This window comes from Streptomyces sp. NPDC002773 (assembly GCF_040295605.1).
In the GTDB taxonomy this organism is placed as follows: domain Bacteria; phylum Actinomycetota; class Actinomycetes; order Streptomycetales; family Streptomycetaceae; genus Streptomyces.
In genome coordinates, this window is sequence record NZ_JBEOVO010000030.1 from 50,459 (window position 1) to 71,621 (window position 21,163).

Sequence of the window (21,163 nt, forward strand, 5' to 3'; positions counted from 1 at the left end):
CCCCCTCCTGCACGTCATGACGTCACGGAGCCCAGGGCGCCGTCGCGTCCAGGACCAGCCGCCCCGCCTTCTGGTACTCGCGCCGCGCCCCGGCCCGTACGTCCGCGCCGGTCACCGCCGCACCACGGGCCGCCGCCAGGTAGCCGGCCGTCACCGCGGCCGACCGGATCGCGCCGCCCGCCAGCTCGAACTCCTTGGCGCAGCGCACGATCTCCTCGTCCACGTCCGCCGCCTTCGGCGTGCCCGCGAGGCAGGAGTGCCAGAGCGAGACCCGCTGCGAGGGGTCCGGGAACGGAAAGTCCACGACCAGATCGAGCCGGCGCGTGAAGGCCTCGTCGATGTTGGCCCGGAGGTTGGTCGTGAGCACCGCGATCCCGGCGAAGGCCTCGAGACGCTGGAGCAGATAGGCGCTCTCCAGATTGGCGTAGCGGTCGTGCGAGCTCTTCACCTCCGACCGCTTCCCGAACACCGCGTCGGCCTCGTCGAAGAGCAGTACGCAGTCCGTGCGGTCCACCTCGACGAAGATCCGCTCCAGGTTCTTCTCGGTCTCGCCGACGTACTTGTCGACCACCGACGAGAGGTCCACCACGTACAGGTCAAGGCCCAGTTCGCCGGCGACCACCTCGGCACCGAGCGTCTTGCCGGTACCCGACTCCCCGGCGAACAGCGCGACGACACCGCGCCCCCGGCCGCCGCCGGTGCGCAGCCGCCACTCGCCGAGCACCCGGTCCCGGTGGCGGGCCCGGCCGGTCAGCTCGTGCAGCAACGACAAGGGCTCCTCGGGCAGGACGATGTCGGCGAAGCCGACGGCCGGCCGGATCCGTCGCGCATGGCTGTCGAGCAGCGGCGCCGAGACCAGCCGGGCACTGCGCTGCACCTGCGCCAGGGTCGGCGCCGTCCCTTCGAACGCGGCGAGCGCCCGCGCCGTACGGGCCGCCCGACGGACCTGGTCGCCGCTGAGGCGGTACGGCGCGACGGCCTCGTCCAGGTCGAAGTCGCCCTCCGTGGCGCCGAGTTCGCGCTGCCACAGACCGCCGGGGTCCGCCGCGTCCTCCGGCGCGTCAAGAGCCAGTAGCTCCGCGCCCGGAGCCCACCCCGGGTCGGGGGCGTCGGTCCCGGCGAGGACCACGGTCGTCCCCGACGAGGCGAGGACGCGCACCAGCGGACCGGGCCGGGGCGGCAGCGGCTCGACGACCACGCCGGCGCCGCGGAGCCGGGCCTCCCGCAGCAGGACCCGCGCCGCCTCGACGTCGACGGACTCCGGCCGGTACCGCAGTACGGGACGCCCGGCGCCGAGCAGCGCGGCCACCACCGCGCCGGTGGCGGCCCCGGGAACACGCTCCCGCAGATGTACGGTGACGGGCCCGGCCGCCGCGACCCGAGCGCCGAGCGTGGTGGGCGCCGTGCCCACGTCCGTACCGGCGAGGTCCGGGCCGGTGCCGGTCAGCAACTCGACTCCCGCGCCCTCCAGCCCGCCGTCCAGCCGGCTGTCGTCGCCCAGCAGATGGGCCACCACCCGCTCCGGTACGCGCAGCGCCCGTCCGGGCAGCGGCCGGTCCTCGTCCTCGACGTCGAGGAGACCGCCGGAGCGCAACGGCGCCGCCGGGTGGAAGCGGTCGCGGGCGGCCACGTCGGAGGGGCCGGTGCCCGCGAGACCGAGGGCGAGGGCCACGGTGGCGCGGCGCCGCCCGACGTCGTCGTTGAGATACCCGTACGACGTCTCGAAACCCCGGTCCACCTCGGGCGCGAGCGCCGCGAGAAGGATGTGCGCGTCGAGCGGGGACAGCCCGAAGGACCGCGCCAACTCGCCGAGCCGATCCGCCCGGCCGACATCCGGCAGCGGCAGGGACAGAGGCAGACCGGTCTCGTCCACCCCGGTGGGGAGCGGCTCCGCGGCGGACCGACGGGCCGCCTCCTCGCTGACGTACAGCCCGCGCAACGGATCGCCCGCCGTGGGATCGCCCGCGCTGCGGGCGTCCACGAGCGCCGCGACCCGCGCCCGCAGCGCGAAGACCAGCCCCAGCACACCCTGAGGAGCGCGCATGCCGAGGCCCGGCCCATCGTGGTCGCTCATGCCGAGGCCCGGCCCATCGTGGTCGCGCATACCGAGGCCCGGCCCATCGTGGTCGCTCATGCCGAGGCCCGGCCCACCGTGATCGCTCACGCCGAGCCCCGCCCCTTCGCGATCGCTCATGCCCCGGCCCTGCCCTTCGCGTCGCCCTCGGCAGCGCTCGTGGAGCCGCCGCCCTTGCTCCCCGCGCGCCGGATCATCCGGGGCCTGGTCGCGGCGGGCACGCCGTCCGTCCCGCGCACGACGATCTCCGCCTCGGTCACCGGCGGCGCCACGTCGTACACCGGAGTGACCGGGAACGGAGTGGTGATCACGACGTCAAGCGAGGGCTTGAGCTCGCCGCCGAGCGCCGACCAGATGTCCGCGAGCGACCGCGACTCGGCGGGCGGTACCGCGACGGTGAGCGGCAGGGACGCGGTGATCGGGCGCACCGACTCCGGCACGGCGTCGCCGGCCAGCACCTCGTGCGGAAGCAGCAGGGCCATCGCGCCCGCGAGCAGCCGGTGCTCGTCCTCGGGCCGGGAGGTCCAGGCCGTCACCAGATAGGAGAGCCGGAACCAGCGCGGTGGCTGACGCCTGCGCGTCACGGCGCCGCCCGCGTCCCGCTCGGCGTAGGCGCCGCGCTCGCGCCGCGCCACGTCCTCCCTGATGTCGTACAGATAGGCGTTCAGGGTCGGGGCGTTGCGGCGGGCCGCCCAGTCACGGGTCGGCGCGTCGAAGGCGACGTCGCCGGTCACGGCGGGCGCGAGCAGACGGCGCAGGGCCTCGTCGATCTCATGGATCATCAGATGTAGCCTTCGCGGAGCGCGTACGCGACGGCATGCGCCCGGTTGGTGAGCTGGAGACGCGTCATCAGCGCGTGCAGGATGTTCTTGACGGTGCGTTCGGAGTACGCGAGCTTCTCGCTGATCTGCCGGGTGTCGAGCCCCTCGGCGAGGAGCCGCAGGACGTCCACCTCGCGCGGTGCCATCCCGAAGAGCGGCGCCGCCCCGCCGCCGGCCGCTCCCGTCGTCGCCCGCTGCAAGCGCCCGACCTGGTTGAGCAGACGGCTGACCAGGTCCGGCGGCAGCTCGCCGTCGCCGCGCGCCGCACTGTGCACGGCACTCAACAGGCGTTGCTCGGTGGCCTGATGGCGCCAGATGATGGCACGCACGCCGTACTCGACGACGGACAGCAGGTCCGGCTCGCGCAGCTCGCGCGCGACGAGCACGACCCGCTGCTCCCTGCCGCGCAGCAGGCGCCGCAGCTCGGCCGTGGTGGGCTCGTCGATCCGCTCCGCGAGCATCACGGCGACCGCCGGCTCGCTCCGGCTCCCGTCGTCCTGGTCAGGGACGACGTCGACGGTCGGCTGATGCCGGAGGTGGCTGATGAGCCCCGCCCGACTCAGCGGATCGGACGCGTGGACGGTCACCGTCACCGGCTTGGTGAGCACTTCCCCTACCTGCTCTTTCTCACTCGCCTCGACGGTCCGGGCGCGGCAGGGCGCCCGGGAACGACCGTTGAGACGGCCGCTCCGGCATCTCCCGCCGGCTGATCGGCACGCATGGTGAGCCCCCGAGGTCTACTGAACAGCGGCCGACGCACCGGTCGGCCGCACTTGGTCCCGCCCAGCTTCCCGTACGCGACTCACGTCCCACTGGCGTCGCGCTAACGTTCTACTGCCGCTGTTCGGAACCCCGTCGCTCCCGTCCCACCAACCGTTGTCCGTGTGGTCCCCGTCACGTGCGGGGACGCAGGTGCACCGGACGCGGCTCCTAGTACGGGCCGCCCCGGCACAGGACGCTTCCGTGGTGGCGCGGGCGGTAACCGTGCTCGTGGGCCGCGTCGGAGCGGTCGGCGGGCGCCGAGCGCCCAGCCAGGGCGCTGAGCGTCGCCAGACCGGCCATCACCTCGTCGCGGTGGTCCGCGGTCTTCATCCAGACGGGCAGCCGCGCGAACATCGACAGCGTCGGGGAGGCGTTACGCTCGCGCAGCCGGGCGCCCACGTAAGCGGCGAGAGCGTCGACGTGCTCCTCGTCGTAGGCCCACAGGATCCGCCCCGCGCAACGGGTCTGCAGCCAGAGCGGCCGCCGGAAGAAGGGGTCCTCGGTCCCACCGGGCACCGCACCGACCAACGCGGTTCCCCGCTGCTCGGCCGTCCAGTCGGCGAGCGCACCGCAGCCGGCGCAGACGAGACGCCGAGGCAGGAAGTGCCGAGCGCTGAAATACTCCGGCGCCGCGACATCGGGGCGGGCCACGACGAGCGCCCGGCCACCGCACCTCGGGCACACCACGTGCACCCGCCCGGTGAACCAGGCGAGCCACGTGCCGTTGTCGAGGTGGCGATCCGGTCCGGGGCGCGCGCTCTCGGAACTCATGAGCGACACCCTGCCAGGCCCGCCCCGCCCCGGGCGACCGGATTACGCCCTCCCCTGCGCTGCCCCTATGCCGCCGCCAACGCCAGCGTCGGTGACAGCCGTGACGCCCGGACCGCCGGATAGAGGCCCGCGACCGTGCCGATCGCGAGCGTCGCGGCGAAGCCGCCGCCCACCGCCCACAGCGGTACGACCCAGGGCAGCCCGCCCGTCGACGCGTACACGCCCGTCGCCGCCCCGCCCAGGGCCACCCCCGCGAGGCCGCCGAGGCCCGACAGCATCAGGGACTCCGTCACGAACTGGATCCTGATCTGGCCCCGGGTCGCGCCCAGGGACCGGCGCAGCCCGATCTCGTGCCGGCGTTCGAGCACCGAGATGATCATGGTGTTGGCGACGCCGACCCCGCCCACCAGGAGCGCGATCCCGCCGAGACCGAGGAGCAGCGTGGAGAACGCGCCCTCCGTCGCCGCCTTGGCCTTGAGCGCCGAGGACGGGTCACCGACCGACACGTTCTGCGGGTTCCGCGGGTCGATCGTCGGCGCGAGGAGCCGCTGGACGTCCCGTACGGACGCGTCCGTGGACCGCTCGTACACCGCCGTCGGATGGCCGTCGAAGCCCAGCAGCCGACCCGCGCCCTCCCACCCGACCAGCGCAGAGCGCTCGATCTCCGGGGCGAGCGGCAGCGGGGCGAGGACACCGATGACCGTGAAGTACCGGTCGTCGATCCACACCTGCTGGCCCGGCCGCGTGATGCCGAGGCGTTCGGCCGCGACATGGCCGAGGACCACGGACGGATAGCGGCCGTTGGCGGCGTTCAGCCACGTACCGGAGGCCGTACCGCCGCGCAGCACGTCCAGGAGCCGTTCCGTGGCCGCCTTCACCGCGATCCCGCCGGTCTCGCCCTCCGGGATCTTCTCGGAGCGGCGCACCGAGCTCTTGAGGTCGCCGGTCCCGGCGGCCTCCTCGACGCCCGCGATCCGGCCGACCATGCCCACCGCGTCCTTCGGCAGCTTGACCACCTGCCCGCTGAACATGCCCTCGCCCGGCTTGGCGACCAGCATGTTCGTGCCGAGCGCGTCGAGCTGCCTGAGCAACTGGGCCTGGCTGGAAGCCGAGATGCCCACCACGGCGATCATCGTCGCGATCCCGATGGCGATGCCGAGCGCCGAAAGCACCACCCGGACGGGCCGGCTCCGCAGCCCGGCGGAGCCGACGTGGAGGACATCGCGCGGGCCGAGCCTGGCGGCCCTCAGCGAGGCGCGGGTACGGGACCTCATGCCGCGACCTTTCCACGCGCCGTGTCCGCCACCACACGCCCGTCACGGATCCGGACCTGCCGCGGCAGCCGCCCCGCGATCTCCGAGTCGTGCGTGATGACGGCGATCGTCGCTCCCTCCGCGTTCAGTTCGCGCAGCAGCTCCATCACCGCCTCACCGGAGGCCGAGTCCAGCGCCCCCGTCGGCTCGTCGGCCAGCAGCAGGGCCGGTTCGCCGACCACCGCCCGCGCGATGGCGACCCGCTGCTTCTGCCCGCCCGACAGCTCGTGCGGCCGGTGCCCCATCCGGTCGGCCAGCCCCACCCGGGCCAGCGCCTCGGCGGCCATCGTCCGCCGCCGGGCCCGGGGCAGCCCGGAGTACAGCAGCCCCTCGGCCACGTTCTCGAGCGCGCCCACGCCCGGCACCAGATGGAAGGCCTGGAAGACGAAGCCGATACGCCGGGCGCGCAGCGCCGACAGCCTGCGGTCCGAGAGCGAGGCGATGTCGTGCCCGGCGATCTCGACCGTCCCGGCACTGGGCCGGTCCAGGGTGCCGACGATGTGCAGCAGCGTCGACTTGCCCGATCCGGACGGTCCGACGATCCCCAGCAACTCCCCTTCGACGACGTCGAGATCGACGCCGTCGAGGGCGCGGACCCCGCCCGCGTACTCCTTGGTGACTCCGGAGAGCCGCACCACCGTGCTCGCGGCCGTCTCCATGGCCGTACTCATCACCGTACTCATGCGGACGGCACCCCGACCTTCATGCCCTCGCGCAGCCCGGCGCCGCTGACCTCGACCCGGCCCTGTCCGAACATGCCGAGCTCGACCCCCACGTCCCGGACCGTGCCGTTCTCGACGACCTGGACGCCGAACCCGCCGCCGGGCAGCGCGAGCAGCGCGTTGACGGGTACGGACAGGACGTCCCGGCGCGTCTCACCGGCGAGGTCGACGGTGACCGGGGACTGGTCGATGCCCCTGACCTTCCCCGGCTCGTCGAAGGAGACCGTGACGGGGACCTTCGGCGTCGTGTCCTGCGGGTCGTCGCCCGCCGACGCGGTCCTCCCGACCGCCGACACCTTCCCCGGCAACTCCGTGCCGTCCGGGAGCCGGACCTTCACCCGCGTCCCGACCCGCGCCGACGCCGCCTCCGACACGGGGATGTCGAAGCGTACGACCCGCTCGGAGCCGGTCACGGTGAGCACAGGACCCCCCGGCGCGGTCCGGTCGCCCGGTGCGGCAGCCGCCTCCTTGACCCGTACGGCACTGCCCGCGAAGGCGATCCGGTCCGGACCGATCGTGCCCGTCTGCTTCAGGTCGTGGGACTTCTGCCAGCGTTTGACGGCGGCCGCCGTCTTCGCCGTGTACTCCTCGTCGACGTCGAAGCCGACGTACCCGAGGGCGGCGAGGTTCTCCTCCAGCTGGCGCACGTCCTTGCCCTTGTCCCCCTTCTTCAGCGTCCGGTACATGGGCTCCGCCCCGTACATCAGCCGGACCGGGGCGCCCTCGACCTCGTACAGCCGCTCGTCCCGCTCCACGACCGAGCCGGGGGCCGCGATCCAGGTGAGGACCCCGGCCGGGCCCGCGTTGATCTTCCGCTCGCCGAGATACCCGAGCGTGCCGTCCTGCTGGGAGCTGTCGCTGAGGTCGCCCCGGGTGACGGGGGCCGTCGCGCGCGGCAGCCCCTCGGAGCCGGCGGAGCGGCCCTTCCCGTCCTGCGGCTCGTCGGGCGCGGACACGGCGGTGACGGCGGCGCCGCCGCCCGCGACGGCGACGATCGCCGCGAGGGCGAGGACCAGCCGGCGCCGGGCCATCGGGCGCTCCCGGCCGCCGCTCATCGGGCCACGCCCTCGCAGGCCTTGGCGGCCTTGTCGAACTTCTGCTTCTCCGGGCCCTCCGGTATCCGCATGGCCGGCTGCGCGCCCCCGTCGAACTTCGGGTCGGGCATGTTGAAGCCGTTCTCCCGCATGCACTTCGCGTACGCGAGCGCCTTGTCCTTGTCGGCCTGCGTCGGCTCCTTGCCGAACCCGGCGCCGCCCGCCTTGCCCTGGCAGGCCTTGAACGCCTTCTCCATCTTCTCCTTCGACATGCCGTCGCCGCCGATGGTGAGCCCGACGCCCTGCTCGCCCGGCTTGGGCTCGGGCACGTCGAGGCCCTGCTCGCGCAGGCACTTGCGGTGCTCGAAGGCCTGGTCGGCCTTCTTGCCCTCCTCGCTCACACTCCCGTCGCTCTTCCCGCTCCCGGAGGAACCGGAGTCAGAGCCGGAACAGGCGGCGGTGAGAAGGGAAAGGGCGGCGGCCAGGGAAGTGGCGGCGGCGGCCCGGGTGATCCGTCGAATCGTCATGGCGTGGAGCGTGCCGCGAAGGGATGTTTCGTTTCCCTCAGCGGTTTCGTTTACACCGGCGAAAGGTCCCTCTCGGATACACAGGAGACATGCGTGTACTGGTGGTGGAGGACGAGGCGTTTCTCGCCGAGATGATCGCCGAGGGGCTGCGCCGCGACGCGCTCGCCGTGGACGTCGCGGCCGACGGCCCCGAAGCCCTGCGGAAGCTGCGGCTGGGCGAGTACGACGTCCTGGTCCTGGACCGCGACCTGCCGGGAATGCACGGCGACGACGTGTGCCGCCGCGTCGTCGAGCAGCGGCTGATGACGCGGGTCCTGATGCTGACGGCGTCGGGCACCGTACGGGACCGGGTGGAGGGCCTCGGCCTCGGCGCCGACGACTACCTGACCAAACCCTTCGCGTACGACGAGCTGCTCGCCCGCGTCCTGGCGCTCGGCCGCCGCGCCCGGCCCGCGCTGCCACCCGTACTGGAACGGGCCGGGATCGTCCTCGACACCGCCCGCCGCCAGGCCAGCCGCGACGGGCGCCACCTGCACCTGTCCCGGAAGGAGTTCGCGGTCCTCGAGTCGCTGCTCCGGGCCGAGGGAGCGGTCGTCAGCGGCGAGGACCTGATCGAGCAGGTCTGGGAGGAGAACACCAGCTACCGCACGAACGCGGTACGGGTGACGCTGAGCAAACTGCGGGCGAAACTCGGCGAGCCGCCGGTCGTGGAGACGGTGCCGGGCTCGGGCTACCGGATCGCGTCATGAAGCGGAGGACAACCGGGACCAGGTCCCGGCTACCGAGGGGGGAGCGGCCCCGACCGACGCCGGGGAAGCGGCCCCGACGGACGACGGTGGAGCGGCTCCGACGGAGGACAAGGGGGCGGCTCCGCCTGATGACGGGGGAGCGGTCCCGGCTGACAGCCCTCTACGGCGGACTCCTCCTCCTCGCCGGCGCCCTCCTGACCGGAGTCGTGTACCTCCTCGTGAAGGAGGGCCTCTACTCGTCGATCAGCCTCGCCATCACCGGAGCCGTACCGGCGCAGCGTCTTGGGGACCTGCCGAGCCCGTACCCGACGGGTTTCCCGACCACCGTGCCCGCCGTGCCCGCCAGCCCGGGTCCCGCGAGCCCCGCCCCGACCGGGGGCGGCCGGATCGCCGGCCAGGCGGTCGCGATCACCCGGACGGTGAGCGACGCGGCGGAGTCGGCGGCCCTCGAGCGGCTTCTGACGGTCTCGCTGCTCGTCCTCCTCGCCTACGCGGTCCTCTCGGTCGCGCTCGCCTGGTGGATGGCCGGGCGGGTGCTCAGGCCGGTGGCCGTGATCACCGAGACGGCCCGTCGGCTCTCCGGCGAGAACCTGCACGAGCGGATCGCCCTCGATGGACCGCCGGGCGAGCTGAAGCGGCTCGCCGACACCTTCGACGGCATGCTCGGCCGCATGGAGGGTCTCGTCTCCGCGCAACAGCGGTTCGCGGCGAACGCGGCACACGAGCTGCGCACCCCCGTCGCCGTGCAGCGGGCGGCGGCGGAGATCGGGCTCGCGGGCGATCCGCCCCCCGAGAAGGTCGCCCGCATCCGGGCGAAACTGATCGAGGTCGCCGACGACAGCGAACGGATCATCGAAGGCCTGCTCCTGCTCGCCGCCTCCGACCAGGGGCTGCGGGAGCGCACTCCGGTGGCGGTGCACGAGGTGGCCCGCGAGGCCGTGGACGCGCTGGCGACCGAGGCACGGGAGCGCGGGGTGAGGCTGACCGTCCGGGCCGACCCGCTGACCGTCGAAGGCGACGCGGTGCTCCTCGACCGGCTCGTCCACAACCTGGTCGTGAACGGTGTACGCCACAACGTCCCGGACGGCCGCGTGGAGGTCCGTACCGGCCCCGACGGCATCGAGGTGACGAACACAGGACCCGAGATCCCGCCCGCCACCGTCCCCCTCCTCTTCGAACCCTTCCGCCGCCTCACGGCCCGCGCCCACACCCCCGGCGAAGGCGCGGGCCTCGGCCTCTCCATCGCCGAATCCATCGCCCGCGCCCACGACGCCACGACGGAGGCGTTCCCCAACGCGGAGGGCGGCGGCCTGACGGTACGGGTGCGGTTTGGGACGGGCGGCTGACGCGGCCCCCGGTCAGCGCCGCGGTGCGTCGTCGGACGCCTGTGCGGTGATGATCCGGGGGAGCGCCCCGGGGTGCTCCCGGTTGAGCCAGCCGACGAGGTCCTCCCGTACGGCGCAGCGGGTCGTCCACAGGTCGTCGGCGTCCTTGGCGGTCACGATGGCGCGCACGGTGATCGCGGTGGGGGAGGTATCGGTGACCGCGAGGTCCCACGCCCGGCCGTCCCAGGTGGAGCAGGTGTCGAGGAACTCCCGCAGGTGGGCGCGCATCAGCCCGACGGGCGCGGAGTGGTCGCAGTGGACGAACACCGAGCCGGTCAGTTCGTTGCCGCCGCGCGTCCAGTTCTCGAACGGGCGGGAGGTGAAGTACGACACGGGCAGGGTGACCCGGCGCTCGTCCCAGGTGCGGACGGTGAGGAAGGTGAGGGTGACCTCCTCGACGGTGCCCCATTCCCCGTCGACGACCACCGTGTCACCGATGCGGACCATGTCGCCGAAGGCGATCTGGAAACCGGCGAAGAGATTCCCGAGCGTCGACTGCGCCGCCACGCCCGCCACGATGCCGATGATGCCGGCCGAGGCGAGCAGCGAGGTGCCGAGCCCCCGGAACGTCGGGAAGGTGACGAGGGCGAAGGCGGCGGCGACCACACCGACGGCGACCGACACCACCCGTGTGATCAGCGTCACCTGGGTACGGACGCGGCGCAGCCGGGCGGCGTCACGCGCGCGCGTGGCGTACCGGGCGTACGAGGACTCCACGACGGCCGAGGCGAACCGTATGGTCAGCCAGGCTCCGCCGCCGATCAGGCACAGCAGCAGTATCTGGTCCACCGCCGCGGTGTGGTCCAGGAGCGGCGGCCACCGCGTCGCGCGGTAGGACCATCGGAACACGGCGGTCAGGAGGACGAGGTACAGCGGGGTACGGCACCGCCGCAGCAGCCCCCAGAGCGGGGTGCGGGGGTGTCGCGCGTCCGCGTACCTCGCGAAGAGGTCCGCAGCGCGGCCGGCGGCGAGGGCCAGCAGCGCCGAGCCGCCGAGGACGATCGCCAGTCGAACAACGCTTTCCATGGCTCCCCAGTCGATGTGTGGGACGTGGTCGTTCCTGTCCGCCTCACCGCCGTGCCACCCGGCAAACACACGAGGTGACACCGCGGGTGTCAACAAAGGTTGACATGAGGTGTCCTGTCAACGTAGGTTGACTGCATGACCGATGCGACCGATCTCGCCGCACGAGCGGGCGACCGCGACCCCCGGGTCGGACTGCGGGCCGTCTCCGCCCTGCGGCGCCTCCTCGAACAGCTGGAAGCCGTCCAGGTCCGCAGCGCGCGCAACCAGGGCTGGTCGTGGCAGGAGATCGCGACCGAACTGGGCGTCAGCCGACAGGCCGTCCACAAGAAGTACGGGAGGCAGTGATGTTCGAACGGTTCACGAAACCCGCACGTGCCGTGGTGAAGGGGGCCGCCGGGCACGCGGAGCGCGCCGGCGCCGCCGTCGTCACCCAGGAACACCTGCTCCTGTCCCTGCTCGACCGCGAGGACACCCGGGCTGCGGCCGCGCTGCGGCAGCTGTGCCCGCCGGACCGCCGCCCGTCCCTGGTGGCCGCACTCGCCGAAGCCCGGCGCCGGGCGGGCATGTCCCGGGCCGACGCGCAGGCCCTGGCGGACCTCGGCATCGACCTCGGCGCGATCGTGGCGCGGGTGGAGGAGACCCACGGCACGGGCGCGCTGGCGGGCGACCGCAAGGACGCCGGGTGGTGGTCGGGCCGACCGTCCTTCTCCCGGGAGGCCAAGACCGTCCTGGAGAAGTCCCTCCGGGTGGCACTGGCCCGCAAGGACCGCGTGATCGGCGACGAGCACATCCTCCTGGCACTCACCATGACCGGCGGCGTCGTCGCGGAGGCCCTGGCCGACCACGGCGTGACCTACGCCTCGGTCGAAACGGCGGTCTCCCGCGCGACGACCGGCTGAGGGGTGTGGGTTCCGGTCCGCGGGGCAGGCGGTCCTCCTGAGCCCGTACGACGAGGCTCGGGACAACGTCCGACAACGGAGGAGGGATCGACATGGCGGAGAACGTGTGGGCCTACGGGCAGGCGTTCGGCCACCTGGTGGGCACCGACCTGACCGGCTGGAAGGTGGAGGCCACCGACGGGCACATCGGAAAGGTCGACAAGCACTCCGACGAGGTCGACGACGCCTACCTGGTCGTCGACACCGGGGTGTGGATCTTCGGCAAGGAGGTGCTGCTCCCCGCGAGTACGGTGACCCGCATCGACCTGGAGGGCCACTCGGTGCACATCGGCCTGACCAAGGAGCAGATCAAGGACGCGCCAGAGTTCCACTCCGACAAGCACCTCGCGGACCAGCAGTACCGGGAGGAGATCGCCGTGTACTACCGGACGGGCGGCCCGTTCGGGGGCGGCCCGAGCCCCGTCTGACCTTCGCCCGGACAAGCCGGGGCGGCTCCCGCACCTGAGTGCGGGAGCCGCCCCGTGTGCCGTCGGACTCCCGACCCCCGTACGGCACCGGGGCAGTACGTCAGCCGGGCAGCTCCTCACGCTCCGCGCCGCTCCTGGCGGCCGCCGCGTGCAAGGCCCGCAGGGCCACCAGGAGGACGCCGATGTCGTCCAGGTAGACCGGGTCGGGAATCAGGTCGACCGGCGACACCGTGTACACCACGGCCGCCCAGAACAGGGCCTTGGACCGCAACGGCACACCGGCGTCCACCAGCAACCTGCGGGCCCGGAAGACACGCACGAGCAGAACGGCCGCGTAACCCGCCGTCACGAGCGCGACGACGACGGCGGCCACCACGAGCCAGAGTGAGCTGTCCATGCTCCTCTCCTACCCGCCGTCAGACGATGCTGTCCAACAGGTCGGCGAAGAGTCGCGGCCGGCTGAAGTAGCCGACGTGCGACGCGGCGAGGGTGTGCACGTCGAACGGGTTGTGCGGCGTCACCGCGTCCGCCTTGCGGATCATGTGGTCCTGCACCGCAAGCGTGAGGCTGCGGTCCTCCGAGAGCCGGACGTACGTGTGCGGCACACGCCCCCATCCATCGGCCCGGACCAGCGCCGCCGGTTCCATCACCGAGTGGTTCTCGTCCGGGTCCATGGAATCCAGGAGCACCCGGAACCGGTGGTCCGTCGAATCGGCCATGACGGCCTCCTTCAACGCCGCGAACAGCTCCGGATCGGCGTGTGCGCTCCGCCAGTTCAGCCGGACGAGCCCGGGATCGGTGCCGTCCGTCGGTACGGCGATCCGAGCCGCCGCCGCGTCGAGCAGGCCGTCGTCGACGACGTCCCACGGCTCGGTCAGCATGGCCGGATCGCTGAGGCAGAGCGCGGAGAGGTAGACCACCCGGTGGAGCAGTTCCGGCACGGCGTTCGCGACGGCGCTGATCGTCAGGCCGCCGAGGCTGTTGCCGACCAGGACCACCGGGCCGTGTGCGGCGGTCCGCCGCACGACGCCGACGACATGCGTGACGTTGTCGTGGAGCGTCACCCCGCTCATCGGGGAGGGGGCGGTGGCCAGCGCCACGGCGTCCTGCGGCTGGCGGTAGTAGGCCGCGGGCACATCGGCGTGGTCGCCGTGGCCGGGCAGGTCGACGGCGTACGAGCGGTGTCCGAGCAGAGCCAGTTCGTTCTGCAACGGCCCCCAGGCCCGGGCGTTGCTGGAGCCGCCGTGCACGAACACGAACGTGGGGCGCGAGTTTGCGCGCATGATGAGGATCCTCGTCATCCAGAGGTGAATGGTGGACGTGGGACCCGGTGCCGACGTCGACGACGGTCGGCACCGCGGTCAGTACGCCGACCGGGTGCGTACGGACTGCCGGTTGTGGATGACGGGACTCATGGCACCGACGCTAACAGCCGGACACGAGCCTGCCGACTTCTTTTTTGCCGCGGACCCGGTGGGCGGTGTCGCGCAGCCACAGGGCGCTGCGCTTGGGCGTACGGGTCTGGGTGGCGTAGTCGACCCGCACGAGACCGAAGCGCTTGTCGTAGCCGTACGCCCACTCGAAGTTGTCCAGGAGCGACCAGGCGAAGTAGCCGCGGACGTCCGCCCCGCCCGTCCGGGCGCGGGCCACGGCGGCCAGATGGGCGGCGAGGTAGGCGGTCCGTTCGGTGTCCTCGACGAAGCCGTGGGCGTCGGGACGGTCCTCGTACGCGGCGCCGTTCTCGGTCACGACCAGCGGGACGCCGGGGTGGTCGCGGGAGACGCGCAGCAGCAGCTCGGTGAGGTCGTGCGGCATCACCTCCCAGCCGAGGCCGGTCACCGGGAGGCCTCCGTGCGGCAGGTTGCGGGTGACGGGGATGCCCTGGGCATCGGTGGTGGCGCCGTTCTCGTCGACGCCGGAGGTGCGCATCGAGCGGTAGTAGTTGACGCCCAGGGTGTCGATGGGGCTGCTGATGATGTCGAGGTCGCCGTCCTGGACCGGGAGCTCGACGGAGTGCGCGGCCAGGTCACCGACGAGGTCCTCGGGGTACGCGCCGCGCAGGATCGGGTCGAGGTAGAAACGGAATCCGAGCGCGTCGGCCCGGCGCGCGGCCTCGTGGTCGGCGGCGCTGTCCGTGGCGGGCCGGCTGGTGCCGAGGAGGTGCGTGACGGCCAGGTCGAGAGGGCGGCGGGCGGCGGAGCGCAACCGCTGGACCGCGAGGCCGTGGGCCAGGTGCAGATGGTGCACGGCCTTCACGCCGTCGGCCAGGGAGCGGCCTCCGGGCGCGTGGACGCCTTCGACATGGCCGAGGACCGCCGAACAGAAGGGTTCGTTGAGGGTGGTCCAGTGGGTGACGCGGTCGCCGAGCCGCTCGTGGACGAGGTCCGCGTAGTCGGCGAAGCGGTAGGCGGTGTCACGGGCGGGCCAACCGCCGGCGTCCTGGAGTTCCTGGGGCAGGTCCCAGTGGTAGAGGGTCAGCCAGGGGTCGACGCCGCGCGCGAGGAGCTCGTCGACCAGGCGGTCGTAGAAGCCGATGCCGGCCGGGTTGACCGGGCCGCGTCCGCGCGGCTGGACACGGGACCAGGAGACGGAGAACCGGTACGTGTCCAGACCGAGGGCGGAGAGGAGGGCCACGTCCTCGGGCATGCGGTGGTAGTGGTCGCAGGCCGCGTCACCGGTGTCGCCGTTGTCGACGGCCCCAGGGACACGGCAGAAGGTGTCCCAGATGGACGGTGTACGGCCGTCCTCGTCGACGGCCCCCTCGATCTGGAACGCGGAGGTGGCCGCGCCGAAACGGAAGTGCGGGGGAAGGAGGTCGATGAGCGCGTCGTGGTGGGCGGTGGCGGAGGGGGCGGGCGCGGACATGGGTGCTCCTGGGAAATCGGAAGGGGACGGGAAGCGGCCCGGGCGCCCTCACGGGCGTCCGGGCCGCGGTCTCGTGACGGATCAGGGCAGACGGTGGTCGGCGTTCAGCACGGCACCGCGTTCGGGGCGGTACAGGTCGAAGCCCCGGGTGTCGCACTGCAGGCCACCGTTGACGCAGTGGTCGACCAGGGCCTTGAGGGTGCGCTCCTCCCACGCGTTGAAGAAGTCGTAGTGGAAGGAGTAGCCGCGGCCGCTGGCCAGGCGGACCTGGGACATGTCGCCGTTGACCGGCCACGCCATCTTGAACTCGATCATCGGCAGGGCGACGGGGTGGGAGGCCGGGCACATGTTGTCGTTGGTGCCGGGCTTGACGACCGGGTAGGCCATGTGGCTCTTGTGGTCGGGGGTGTCGAGGTACAGGCCGTTCCAGCAACTGGGGGCCTGCATACGCAGGTTGAGCTGTACGTCGGGCCGGCTCGGGCAGCTCGCCGGGATGTCGGTGTTGAAGAAGCTGTCACCGCATTCCCAGCCCTCGACGAACCCCTTGTGGGCCCGGAACTCCTGGGCGCTCTGCATCGGGTTGCCGACGACGAACCGCAGACCCTTGGGGAAGGGCCGCACGCTCCGGTAGTCGGTCACGCCCGCCTTGTAGTAGATGACCTGCGGGCCGACGGGCAGGATCTTCTGGTCGCCCTTGTACAGCGAGGGCATCCAGTACGCGGAGGCGTCCGCGGGCGCCTTGCAGGTGGTGTTCCCTCCGTAGAGGGAGCCGGTGGTGCTGGCGGCGTTGGTGGACGTGTTGCCCATGAACGTGTGGTCGTGGGACTTGCCGAACTGGCCCGGGTAGACGATCGGGTCGTCGGGCGCGGTATGGGTGACGGAGCAGCCGGCCTGGAACTCGTGGTGGTAGGCCGGGGGCGGGGTGGCCGTGGACGGGGTGACACCGGTGACCTGCGGGACGGCGGGGATGTAGCCGTCTCCGTCGGCGTCGTCGCCCGACGCCTGGGTGGAGGCGGCCATCACGTGCGCGACGGGGGAGACGCCCGCCGCGTGTCCGCCGCCGTGGGCGGAGACCGGCGCGGAGGCCGACGTCCGGCTCTCTCCGCGGGCCGTGGCGGCGGTGTAGGTGTCGACGGTCAGGGCGGAGATGCCCAGGGCGGTGGCGAGCAGTAAGGCGGACAGGGTCCGGCCGCGGATTCTCATCGTGAACTCCTCGTTCTCCTCAGGGGGTCAGCTGTAGACGCCGAACTCGTGGAGCGAGTAGCCCCAGCCGGTGCCGCGCGCGGTGAGCTGGAGCTTGACGTACCGGGCGGTGGCACCCGTCTCGATGGCGTCGATGTCGCCGTTACCGCTGGTGGTGGCGTGGATCGTGCGCCAGGTGGTGCCGTTGTCGGAGACCTGGACCTCGTAGGCACGCGCGTAGGCCGGGTCCCACACCAGCTGGAGCCGGTGGAAGGAGCGGACCGAGCCGAGGTCGACCTGGATCCACTGCGGGTCGCTCCAGTCGCTGGCCCAGCGGGTGCCGGTGTTGCCGTCGGTGGCGTTGGTGGCGGGGCAGGGGCAGTCGCCGTAGGAGGCCTGGGCGGAGGAGGCGGTGGCGGGCCGGTTCAGGGCGATGTTCGTCCCGGCGACGGGCGGGGCGACGACCTTGACGGACTTGGTCTCGATCCCCGCGTTGCCCCGGCCGTCCTCGGACTGGATGTAGACCTTCCACACGCCGAGCTTCTCGGGCGCGGTGACGGCGAAGGTGCCGTTGCCGGTGGGGCGCCACTTCGCCTCGACGAGTCGCTTGTCGCCGTTGGCGTAGTTGCCGCTGAGGAAGATCTTGTGGGTCAGGGGGTCGTTCTCGGGATCGCGGATGTCGGCACGGACGGTGAACTCGCCGCCGGCCGGCGCCTGCGACGCCGGGGAGACCGTCATGTTCGTGATGACGGGCGGGGTGTTGTCACCCGCGGTCGACCCGGCGTAGGCCTTCTTCACCGCGTAGTACGACAGGCGCTTGAGGCCGTCGGGCAGCAGGTTGAACCAGACGCCGCCGAAGTCGTGCTCCAGGCCGTAGTGGAACATCGTCGCGCCCAGGGCCACGCCCTGGTGCCCGGTGATGCAGTTCCAGGCCTTGGTGTAGCCCTCGGCCTTCTGGACGTCGGTCGGCTCGTCGGGGATGCCGTTGACGTCGTCGGGGACCTCCCACTCGCCGGCGTTCCCCGTCTCGGTGATGATGTACGGCTTGTCGTAGCCGCCGTCGATCCAGTCCTGGCGCACCCCGCAGATGTCGCCGTAGGCGTTCATCGAGTACAGGTCGAGGTCAGGGGCGTTGCGCTTGTAGTAGGGCCAGGCACCGGTCCACGCGTCCGTGGAGGTCACGGGGTGGTCGGGGTCGATGGAGTGGATCTTCTTGGCGACGTCGTTCACGAAGGTCGTGTACGCGTTGCGCTGGGCCTCGAGCTCGGCGCCGCCGTAGCAGTTCTGCAGACCGAGGACCGACTCGTTGCCGACGTTCCACATGAGCGTCGCCGGGTGGGACTTGTAGGTCTCGACCCACTTCGCGAACTCGGTGAGCATGGTGTTCTTGTACGCGGTGTCCGTCACGTAGTTCACACAGCCGCCGGAGCCGGGGCCGCCGCCCGGCTGGAGCCAGAAGCCGTTCATCACCTTGAGACCGTGGGCGGCCGCCGCGTCGAGCAGGGCCTTGCTGGAGGCGTCGGTCCCCCAGGTCCGGACGGTGTTGACACCCATGGACTTCAGGTCCGGCATGTAGCGGGGAGCGTCGGCCATCGCCGGGCCCCAGGTGAGGCCCTTGACCGTGTACGGCTGGCCGCCCACCGTCAGCTGCCAGTTGCCCTGAGAGCCCGCCACGCGTACGGCGCCCTGCGGCGGGTTGGTGCCGCCGCTCTCGCCGTACACCCGGAACTCCCACAGCGAGTAGCCGTAGCCGGTGCCCCGGGTGACGCCCTGGAGGCGGACGTAGCGGCCGGTGCCGGTGACCGCGAGCTCGTCGGTGCCCCCGTCGCCGGCGGTCACGGACTTGACGGTGCGCCAGTCGGTCCCGTTGTCGGAGACCTGGATGTCGTACGCCTTGCCGTAGGCGCCCTCCCAGTTCAGGACGACACGGCTGATGTTCGCGCTGCTGCCCAGGTCGACCTGGAGCCACTGGGCGTCGGTCCACTGGCTCGCCCAGCGGGTTCCGGTGAGGTCGCCGTCGACGGCGGCGGCCGCGGACCAGGCGGCGCCCTCGGTCGACGAGGCGGTGGCGGGCTTCCCCTGGGAGAGGAGGGTCTCCGCCGCGGTGGCGGGCGTGGAGGCCAACAGGGTGGTGGAGGCGGCGAGCAGGGCACCGAGGGAGACGAGCGAGCCTGCGGTGAGGGCGCGGGCGCGCCGTGGTCTCGCTGAGGGGGCGATCGTGGTCATGGCGGCTCCTGGAGGGAGGAGGGGAGGGGTGGGGGCCGGGACGCGCCGGACGGGGGCGCGTCCCGGCGGGACCGTCAGGGGAAGTTGACGACGGTGGACGGCACGGTCGAGGTGCCGGCGGGGATGGTGGACGCCCCGGTGTTGTTGATGACGTGGTTGTAGTGGCCCATGCCGCCGAGCGAGACCACCAGGAGGCTGTGGAACTTCACGCCCGGCTTGACGGGTGCCTTGAAGCCGTGGTCCTGCACGATGGTCGGGTCCACGTTGTAGTTGCAGTAGCTGCCGAGACCCCAGGCCTCGTGGGTGTTCACCGAGTCGTCGACGCGGTAGGCGGCGTACCCCTTCGTCGTGCCGTTCTGGATGGCGGCCTGGTTGGGGGCGTCGTACGCCTTCTCGTTCTGGTAGAAGATGGTCCGGCCGCGCTCGCCGTACCACTCGACGTCGTACTTGTTGAAGTGCTCGACGAACAGGCCGGTGGCGAGCACGTCGTCGCCGTTGACGCGGACGCCGTAGTCGGCGCGGTTGGTCTCCCAGCCCCAGCCCTCGCCGTGGTCGGCGCGCCAGACCCAGGTGTGGTCGATGATCGCGTCGTCACTGTTCACGACCATGCTGGTGGTGGCCTTGCCGACGTGGGCGCCGCCGATGCGGATGTACACGTCCTGCACGGTGGTGGGGTTGGCGGCGTGGTCCGCGCCGGAGTTCTGCGGTCCGAGCTCCAGCAGGGTCGGGGAGTTGACCGGACCCGCGTCGATCAGGAAGCCGGCGAGCCGGACGCCGTCGACGTCGGCCACCTTCATCGCGGTGACGCCGTTGTCCGGGATGATCGTGGCGAGGCCGAGGCCGAGCACGATGGTGTTCGCCCGGTTCACGTTGATGCTCTGGTCGACGTGGTAGACGCCCGGGGTGAAGAGCAGGTGCAGGCCTTGGGCGAGCGCCTGGTTGATCGTGGCGGCGGTGGCACCCGGCTTGACCACGTAGAACTGGCTCAGGGGGATGGATTCACCCTGCGGGGTGCCGCCGGCCCAGCTGGTGCCGCGGGCGTTGACGCGCTTGGCGGGCGCGAACACCTTGTACTCGCTGCCGTCCAGGTAGAGGTACGGCTTCTCGCGGGAGATCGGGGTGGTGTCGAGCGTGGTGTAGCGGGGCTCGGGGAACGAGGTGGCCGGAGCGCCCTCGACGCCCGAGAAGGTCTGGTTCCACACGCTGTTGGACCAGCCGCCGATGGAGCTCTCGCGGGTGTACCACTGCTGCTGGGAGTAGTTGCCGACCTGGCCGTCGATCTTGGAGTCGGCGATGTAGCCGCCGCTGGCCCAGCCGTAGCCGTTCGGCGCGAGGTTGAGGCCGCCCTTGACGTGCATGCGGCGGAAGGAGGACGCCTGCGAGACGGCCCAGCGGTTGGTGCCGTTGACCGGGTTGAGGGTCAGGCCCTCCGCGCCGCGCCAGAAGTTCTGCGTGGCGTTGCCGTTGAACCAGCCCGCGTCGACGGTCACGTCACCGTTGATGGTGGTGTCGCCCGGGCGCAGCCCGAGACCGGCGATCTGGGTGTAGAAACCGATCTGGGCGTTCAGACCGTTGTACGTACCCGGCTTGAGCAGGAAGGCGTGCCGCCCCGCACCGAACTGGGCCGACTCCTGCTGCTGGAAGACCTGGTCCAGCTTGCTCTGGAGACCGGGGGTGGACGGGTCGAAGACGTGCACGTTGGGGCCGAGGTCACCGCCGCCGGGCAGGGTCGGCCCGGTGCCGTCGGTGGAGCCGTACACCTGGAACTCCCAGAGGGAGAAGCCGTATCCGGTGGCCCGGGTGAGGCCGTTCATCCGGATGTAGCGACCGGTTCCGGAGAGGGTGACGTCGTCGGTGCCCCCGTCTCCGGCGGCGACGGCGGTGACGGTCCGCCAGTCGGTGCCGTTCTCGGAGGCCTGGATCTGGTAGCTCTTGCCGTAGGCGCCTTCCCAGGTCAGGACCGCGTGGCTGAGCGTGGAGCTCTTGCCGAGGTCGACCTGGAGCCACTGGGCGTCCTGCCACGAGCTGGCCCAGCGGGTACCGGTGAGGTTGCCGTCGACCGCGGCGCTCGCGGCGAAGGCGGGGCCCTCGGTGGAGGAGGCGGTGGCCGTCTTCCCCTGCGAGAGCAGGGTGGGGGCGGCGTGCGCCGTCGTGGCGGGGGCCAGGGCGAGCAGGCTGCCGGCCAGTGACGCGACGAGCGCGCCGACGGTGGCCCGTCGGACGGCTGAGGCGGGGCGCCGGAAGACCGGCGGGGACCCGACGGAAGACATGGGGCTCCTCTGGATACATGGGGGAAACGTGGGAGAGCGCTCTCCGAAACCTTGCCTGCGGGGCGAGTTG

20 protein-coding genes are annotated in these 21,163 nt (G+C 72.1%); 5 read left to right on the plus strand and 15 right to left on the minus strand.

What is annotated here, in order from left to right; genetic code table 11:
- Window positions 1-22 precede the first annotated feature (22 nt).
- The 8 genes from ABT034_RS28165 to ABT034_RS28200 form a co-directional block, all read right to left on the minus strand.
- Complete coding sequence (locus ABT034_RS28165; RefSeq protein ID WP_502973074.1) at window positions 23-2,074, minus strand: ATP-binding protein; 2,052 nt, start codon at window positions 2,072-2,074, stop codon at window positions 23-25.
- A 116-nt stretch (window positions 2,075-2,190) separates the two neighbouring features.
- Complete coding sequence (locus ABT034_RS28170) at window positions 2,191-2,856, minus strand: Pvc16 family protein (RefSeq protein ID WP_351219861.1); 666 nt, start codon at window positions 2,854-2,856, stop codon at window positions 2,191-2,193.
- Window positions 2,856-3,503, minus strand: a complete 648-nt coding sequence (locus ABT034_RS28175) for a helix-turn-helix transcriptional regulator (RefSeq protein ID WP_351219862.1) — start codon at window positions 3,501-3,503, stop codon at window positions 2,856-2,858. Before ABT034_RS28175 ends, ABT034_RS28170 begins: the two co-directional genes overlap by 1 nt.
- Window positions 3,504-3,825: 322 nt before the next feature.
- A complete protein-coding gene (locus tag ABT034_RS28180) occupies window positions 3,826-4,428 on the minus strand; it encodes a hypothetical protein (protein ID WP_351219863.1) in 603 nt (200 codons plus the stop codon).
- 65 nt (window positions 4,429-4,493) lie between these two features.
- Window positions 4,494-5,702 carry an ABC transporter permease gene (locus ABT034_RS28185; RefSeq protein WP_351219864.1) on the minus strand — a complete coding sequence of 403 codons (1,209 nt, stop codon included), beginning with the start codon at window positions 5,700-5,702 and terminating at the stop codon, window positions 4,494-4,496.
- On the minus strand, window positions 5,699-6,424 hold the full coding sequence (locus ABT034_RS28190; protein ID WP_502973073.1) for an ABC transporter ATP-binding protein: 726 nt from the start codon (window positions 6,422-6,424) through the stop codon (window positions 5,699-5,701). The genes ABT034_RS28185 and ABT034_RS28190 overlap by 4 nt, the downstream gene beginning before the upstream one ends.
- Window positions 6,421-7,518 (minus strand): efflux RND transporter periplasmic adaptor subunit, encoded by a 1,098-nt coding sequence (locus ABT034_RS28195; protein WP_351219865.1) that lies wholly within the window; start codon window positions 7,516-7,518, stop codon window positions 6,421-6,423. The genes ABT034_RS28190 and ABT034_RS28195 overlap by 4 nt, the downstream gene beginning before the upstream one ends.
- Window positions 7,515-8,024 (minus strand): hypothetical protein, encoded by a 510-nt coding sequence (locus ABT034_RS28200; RefSeq protein WP_351219866.1) that lies wholly within the window; start codon window positions 8,022-8,024, stop codon window positions 7,515-7,517. The genes ABT034_RS28195 and ABT034_RS28200 overlap by 4 nt, the downstream gene beginning before the upstream one ends.
- An 89-nt stretch (window positions 8,025-8,113) precedes the next feature.
- On the opposite strand from ABT034_RS28200, the gene ABT034_RS28205 reads away from it, so the two are divergent.
- Window positions 8,114-8,773, plus strand: a complete 660-nt coding sequence (locus ABT034_RS28205) for a response regulator transcription factor (RefSeq protein ID WP_351219867.1) — start codon at window positions 8,114-8,116, stop codon at window positions 8,771-8,773.
- Window positions 8,774-8,901: 128 nt separating this feature from the next.
- On the plus strand, window positions 8,902-10,119 hold the full coding sequence (locus ABT034_RS28210; protein ID WP_351219868.1) for a sensor histidine kinase: 1,218 nt from the start codon (window positions 8,902-8,904) through the stop codon (window positions 10,117-10,119).
- Between the two features lie 12 nt (window positions 10,120-10,131).
- Here the strand turns inward: ABT034_RS28210 and ABT034_RS28215 are convergent, their stop codons facing one another.
- Window positions 10,132-11,184 (minus strand): mechanosensitive ion channel family protein, encoded by a 1,053-nt coding sequence (locus ABT034_RS28215; RefSeq protein WP_351219869.1) that lies wholly within the window; start codon window positions 11,182-11,184, stop codon window positions 10,132-10,134.
- Between the two features lie 135 nt (window positions 11,185-11,319).
- Here ABT034_RS28215 and ABT034_RS28220 point away from each other — a divergent pair, with 135 nt between their 5' ends.
- The 3 genes from ABT034_RS28220 to ABT034_RS28230 all read left to right on the plus strand — a co-directional run bounded on the left by ABT034_RS28220 (window position 11,320) and on the right by ABT034_RS28230 (window position 12,550).
- On the plus strand, window positions 11,320-11,529 hold the full coding sequence (locus tag ABT034_RS28220) for a helix-turn-helix domain-containing protein (protein WP_030315760.1): 210 nt from the start codon (window positions 11,320-11,322) through the stop codon (window positions 11,527-11,529).
- Window positions 11,529-12,083 carry a Clp protease N-terminal domain-containing protein gene (locus ABT034_RS28225; RefSeq protein ID WP_351219870.1) on the plus strand — a complete coding sequence of 185 codons (555 nt, stop codon included), beginning with the start codon at window positions 11,529-11,531 and terminating at the stop codon, window positions 12,081-12,083. Before ABT034_RS28220 ends, ABT034_RS28225 begins: the two co-directional genes overlap by 1 nt.
- Before the next feature lie 92 nt (window positions 12,084-12,175).
- Window positions 12,176-12,550 (plus strand): PRC-barrel domain containing protein, encoded by a 375-nt coding sequence (locus ABT034_RS28230; RefSeq protein WP_351219871.1) that lies wholly within the window; start codon window positions 12,176-12,178, stop codon window positions 12,548-12,550.
- Between the two features lie 100 nt (window positions 12,551-12,650).
- Here the strand turns inward: ABT034_RS28230 and ABT034_RS28235 are convergent, their stop codons facing one another.
- The 6 genes from ABT034_RS28235 to ABT034_RS28260 all read right to left on the minus strand — a co-directional run bounded on the left by ABT034_RS28235 (window position 12,651) and on the right by ABT034_RS28260 (window position 21,093).
- On the minus strand, window positions 12,651-12,947 hold the full coding sequence (locus ABT034_RS28235; protein ID WP_351219872.1) for a YkvA family protein: 297 nt from the start codon (window positions 12,945-12,947) through the stop codon (window positions 12,651-12,653).
- A 19-nt stretch (window positions 12,948-12,966) separates the two neighbouring features.
- Window positions 12,967-13,833: an alpha/beta hydrolase gene (locus ABT034_RS28240; protein ID WP_351219873.1), complete on the minus strand. Its 867-nt coding sequence runs from the start codon at window positions 13,831-13,833 to the stop codon at window positions 12,967-12,969.
- A gap of 142 nt (window positions 13,834-13,975) precedes the next feature.
- Window positions 13,976-15,415, minus strand: a complete 1,440-nt coding sequence (locus ABT034_RS28245) for a GH1 family beta-glucosidase (protein ID WP_351219874.1) — start codon at window positions 15,413-15,415, stop codon at window positions 13,976-13,978.
- 81 nt (window positions 15,416-15,496) lie between these two features.
- The gene (locus tag ABT034_RS28250; RefSeq protein WP_351219875.1) at window positions 15,497-16,618 is read right to left on the minus strand and encodes a DUF1996 domain-containing protein; all 1,122 of its coding nucleotides are present in this window, start codon (window positions 16,616-16,618) and stop codon (window positions 15,497-15,499) included.
- A 27-nt stretch (window positions 16,619-16,645) separates the two neighbouring features.
- Window positions 16,646-18,823, minus strand: coding sequence for a discoidin domain-containing protein (locus ABT034_RS28255; protein WP_351219876.1), 2,178 nt, complete (start codon window positions 18,821-18,823; stop codon window positions 16,646-16,648).
- A gap of 74 nt (window positions 18,824-18,897) precedes the next feature.
- Window positions 18,898-21,093 (minus strand): pectate lyase-like domain-containing protein, encoded by a 2,196-nt coding sequence (locus ABT034_RS28260; RefSeq protein ID WP_351219877.1) that lies wholly within the window; start codon window positions 21,091-21,093, stop codon window positions 18,898-18,900.
- Window positions 21,094-21,163 lie beyond the last annotated feature (70 nt).

Bases quoted from the DNA above. Each gene is read 5' to 3' on its own strand.
- ABT034_RS28170 (WP_351219861.1), bottom strand. From the start codon at position 2,856: ATGATCCATGAGATCGACGAGGCCCTGCGCCGTCTGCTCGCGCCCGCC.
- ABT034_RS28190 (WP_502973073.1), bottom strand. From the start codon at position 6,424: ATGAGTACGGTGATGAGTACGGCCATGGAGACGGCCGCGAGCACGGTG.
- ABT034_RS28250 (WP_351219875.1), bottom strand. From the start codon at position 16,618: ATGAGAATCCGCGGCCGGACCCTGTCCGCCTTACTGCTCGCCACCGCC.
- ABT034_RS28245 (WP_351219874.1), bottom strand. From the start codon at position 15,415: ATGTCCGCGCCCGCCCCCTCCGCCACCGCCCACCACGACGCGCTCATC.
- ABT034_RS28215 (WP_351219869.1), bottom strand. From the start codon at position 11,184: ATGGAAAGCGTTGTTCGACTGGCGATCGTCCTCGGCGGCTCGGCGCTG.
- ABT034_RS28200 (WP_351219866.1), bottom strand. From the start codon at position 8,024: ATGACGATTCGACGGATCACCCGGGCCGCCGCCGCCACTTCCCTGGCC.
- ABT034_RS28230 (WP_351219871.1), top strand. From the start codon at position 12,176: ATGGCGGAGAACGTGTGGGCCTACGGGCAGGCGTTCGGCCACCTGGTG.
- ABT034_RS28235 (WP_351219872.1), bottom strand. From the start codon at position 12,947: ATGGACAGCTCACTCTGGCTCGTGGTGGCCGCCGTCGTCGTCGCGCTC.
- ABT034_RS28210 (WP_351219868.1), top strand. From the start codon at position 8,902: ATGACGGGGGAGCGGTCCCGGCTGACAGCCCTCTACGGCGGACTCCTC.
- ABT034_RS28205 (WP_351219867.1), top strand. From the start codon at position 8,114: ATGCGTGTACTGGTGGTGGAGGACGAGGCGTTTCTCGCCGAGATGATC.
- ABT034_RS28165 (WP_502973074.1), bottom strand. From the start codon at position 2,074: ATGAGCGACCACGATGGGCCGGGCCTCGGCATGCGCGCTCCTCAGGGT.
- ABT034_RS28255 (WP_351219876.1), bottom strand. From the start codon at position 18,823: ATGACCACGATCGCCCCCTCAGCGAGACCACGGCGCGCCCGCGCCCTC.
- ABT034_RS28225 (WP_351219870.1), top strand. From the start codon at position 11,529: ATGTTCGAACGGTTCACGAAACCCGCACGTGCCGTGGTGAAGGGGGCC.
- ABT034_RS28180 (WP_351219863.1), bottom strand. From the start codon at position 4,428: ATGAGTTCCGAGAGCGCGCGCCCCGGACCGGATCGCCACCTCGACAAC.
- ABT034_RS28220 (WP_030315760.1), top strand. From the start codon at position 11,320: ATGACCGATGCGACCGATCTCGCCGCACGAGCGGGCGACCGCGACCCC.
- ABT034_RS28195 (WP_351219865.1), bottom strand. From the start codon at position 7,518: ATGAGCGGCGGCCGGGAGCGCCCGATGGCCCGGCGCCGGCTGGTCCTC.
- ABT034_RS28240 (WP_351219873.1), bottom strand. From the start codon at position 13,833: ATGCGCGCAAACTCGCGCCCCACGTTCGTGTTCGTGCACGGCGGCTCC.
- ABT034_RS28260 (WP_351219877.1), bottom strand. From the start codon at position 21,093: ATGTCTTCCGTCGGGTCCCCGCCGGTCTTCCGGCGCCCCGCCTCAGCC.
- ABT034_RS28185 (WP_351219864.1), bottom strand. From the start codon at position 5,702: ATGAGGTCCCGTACCCGCGCCTCGCTGAGGGCCGCCAGGCTCGGCCCG.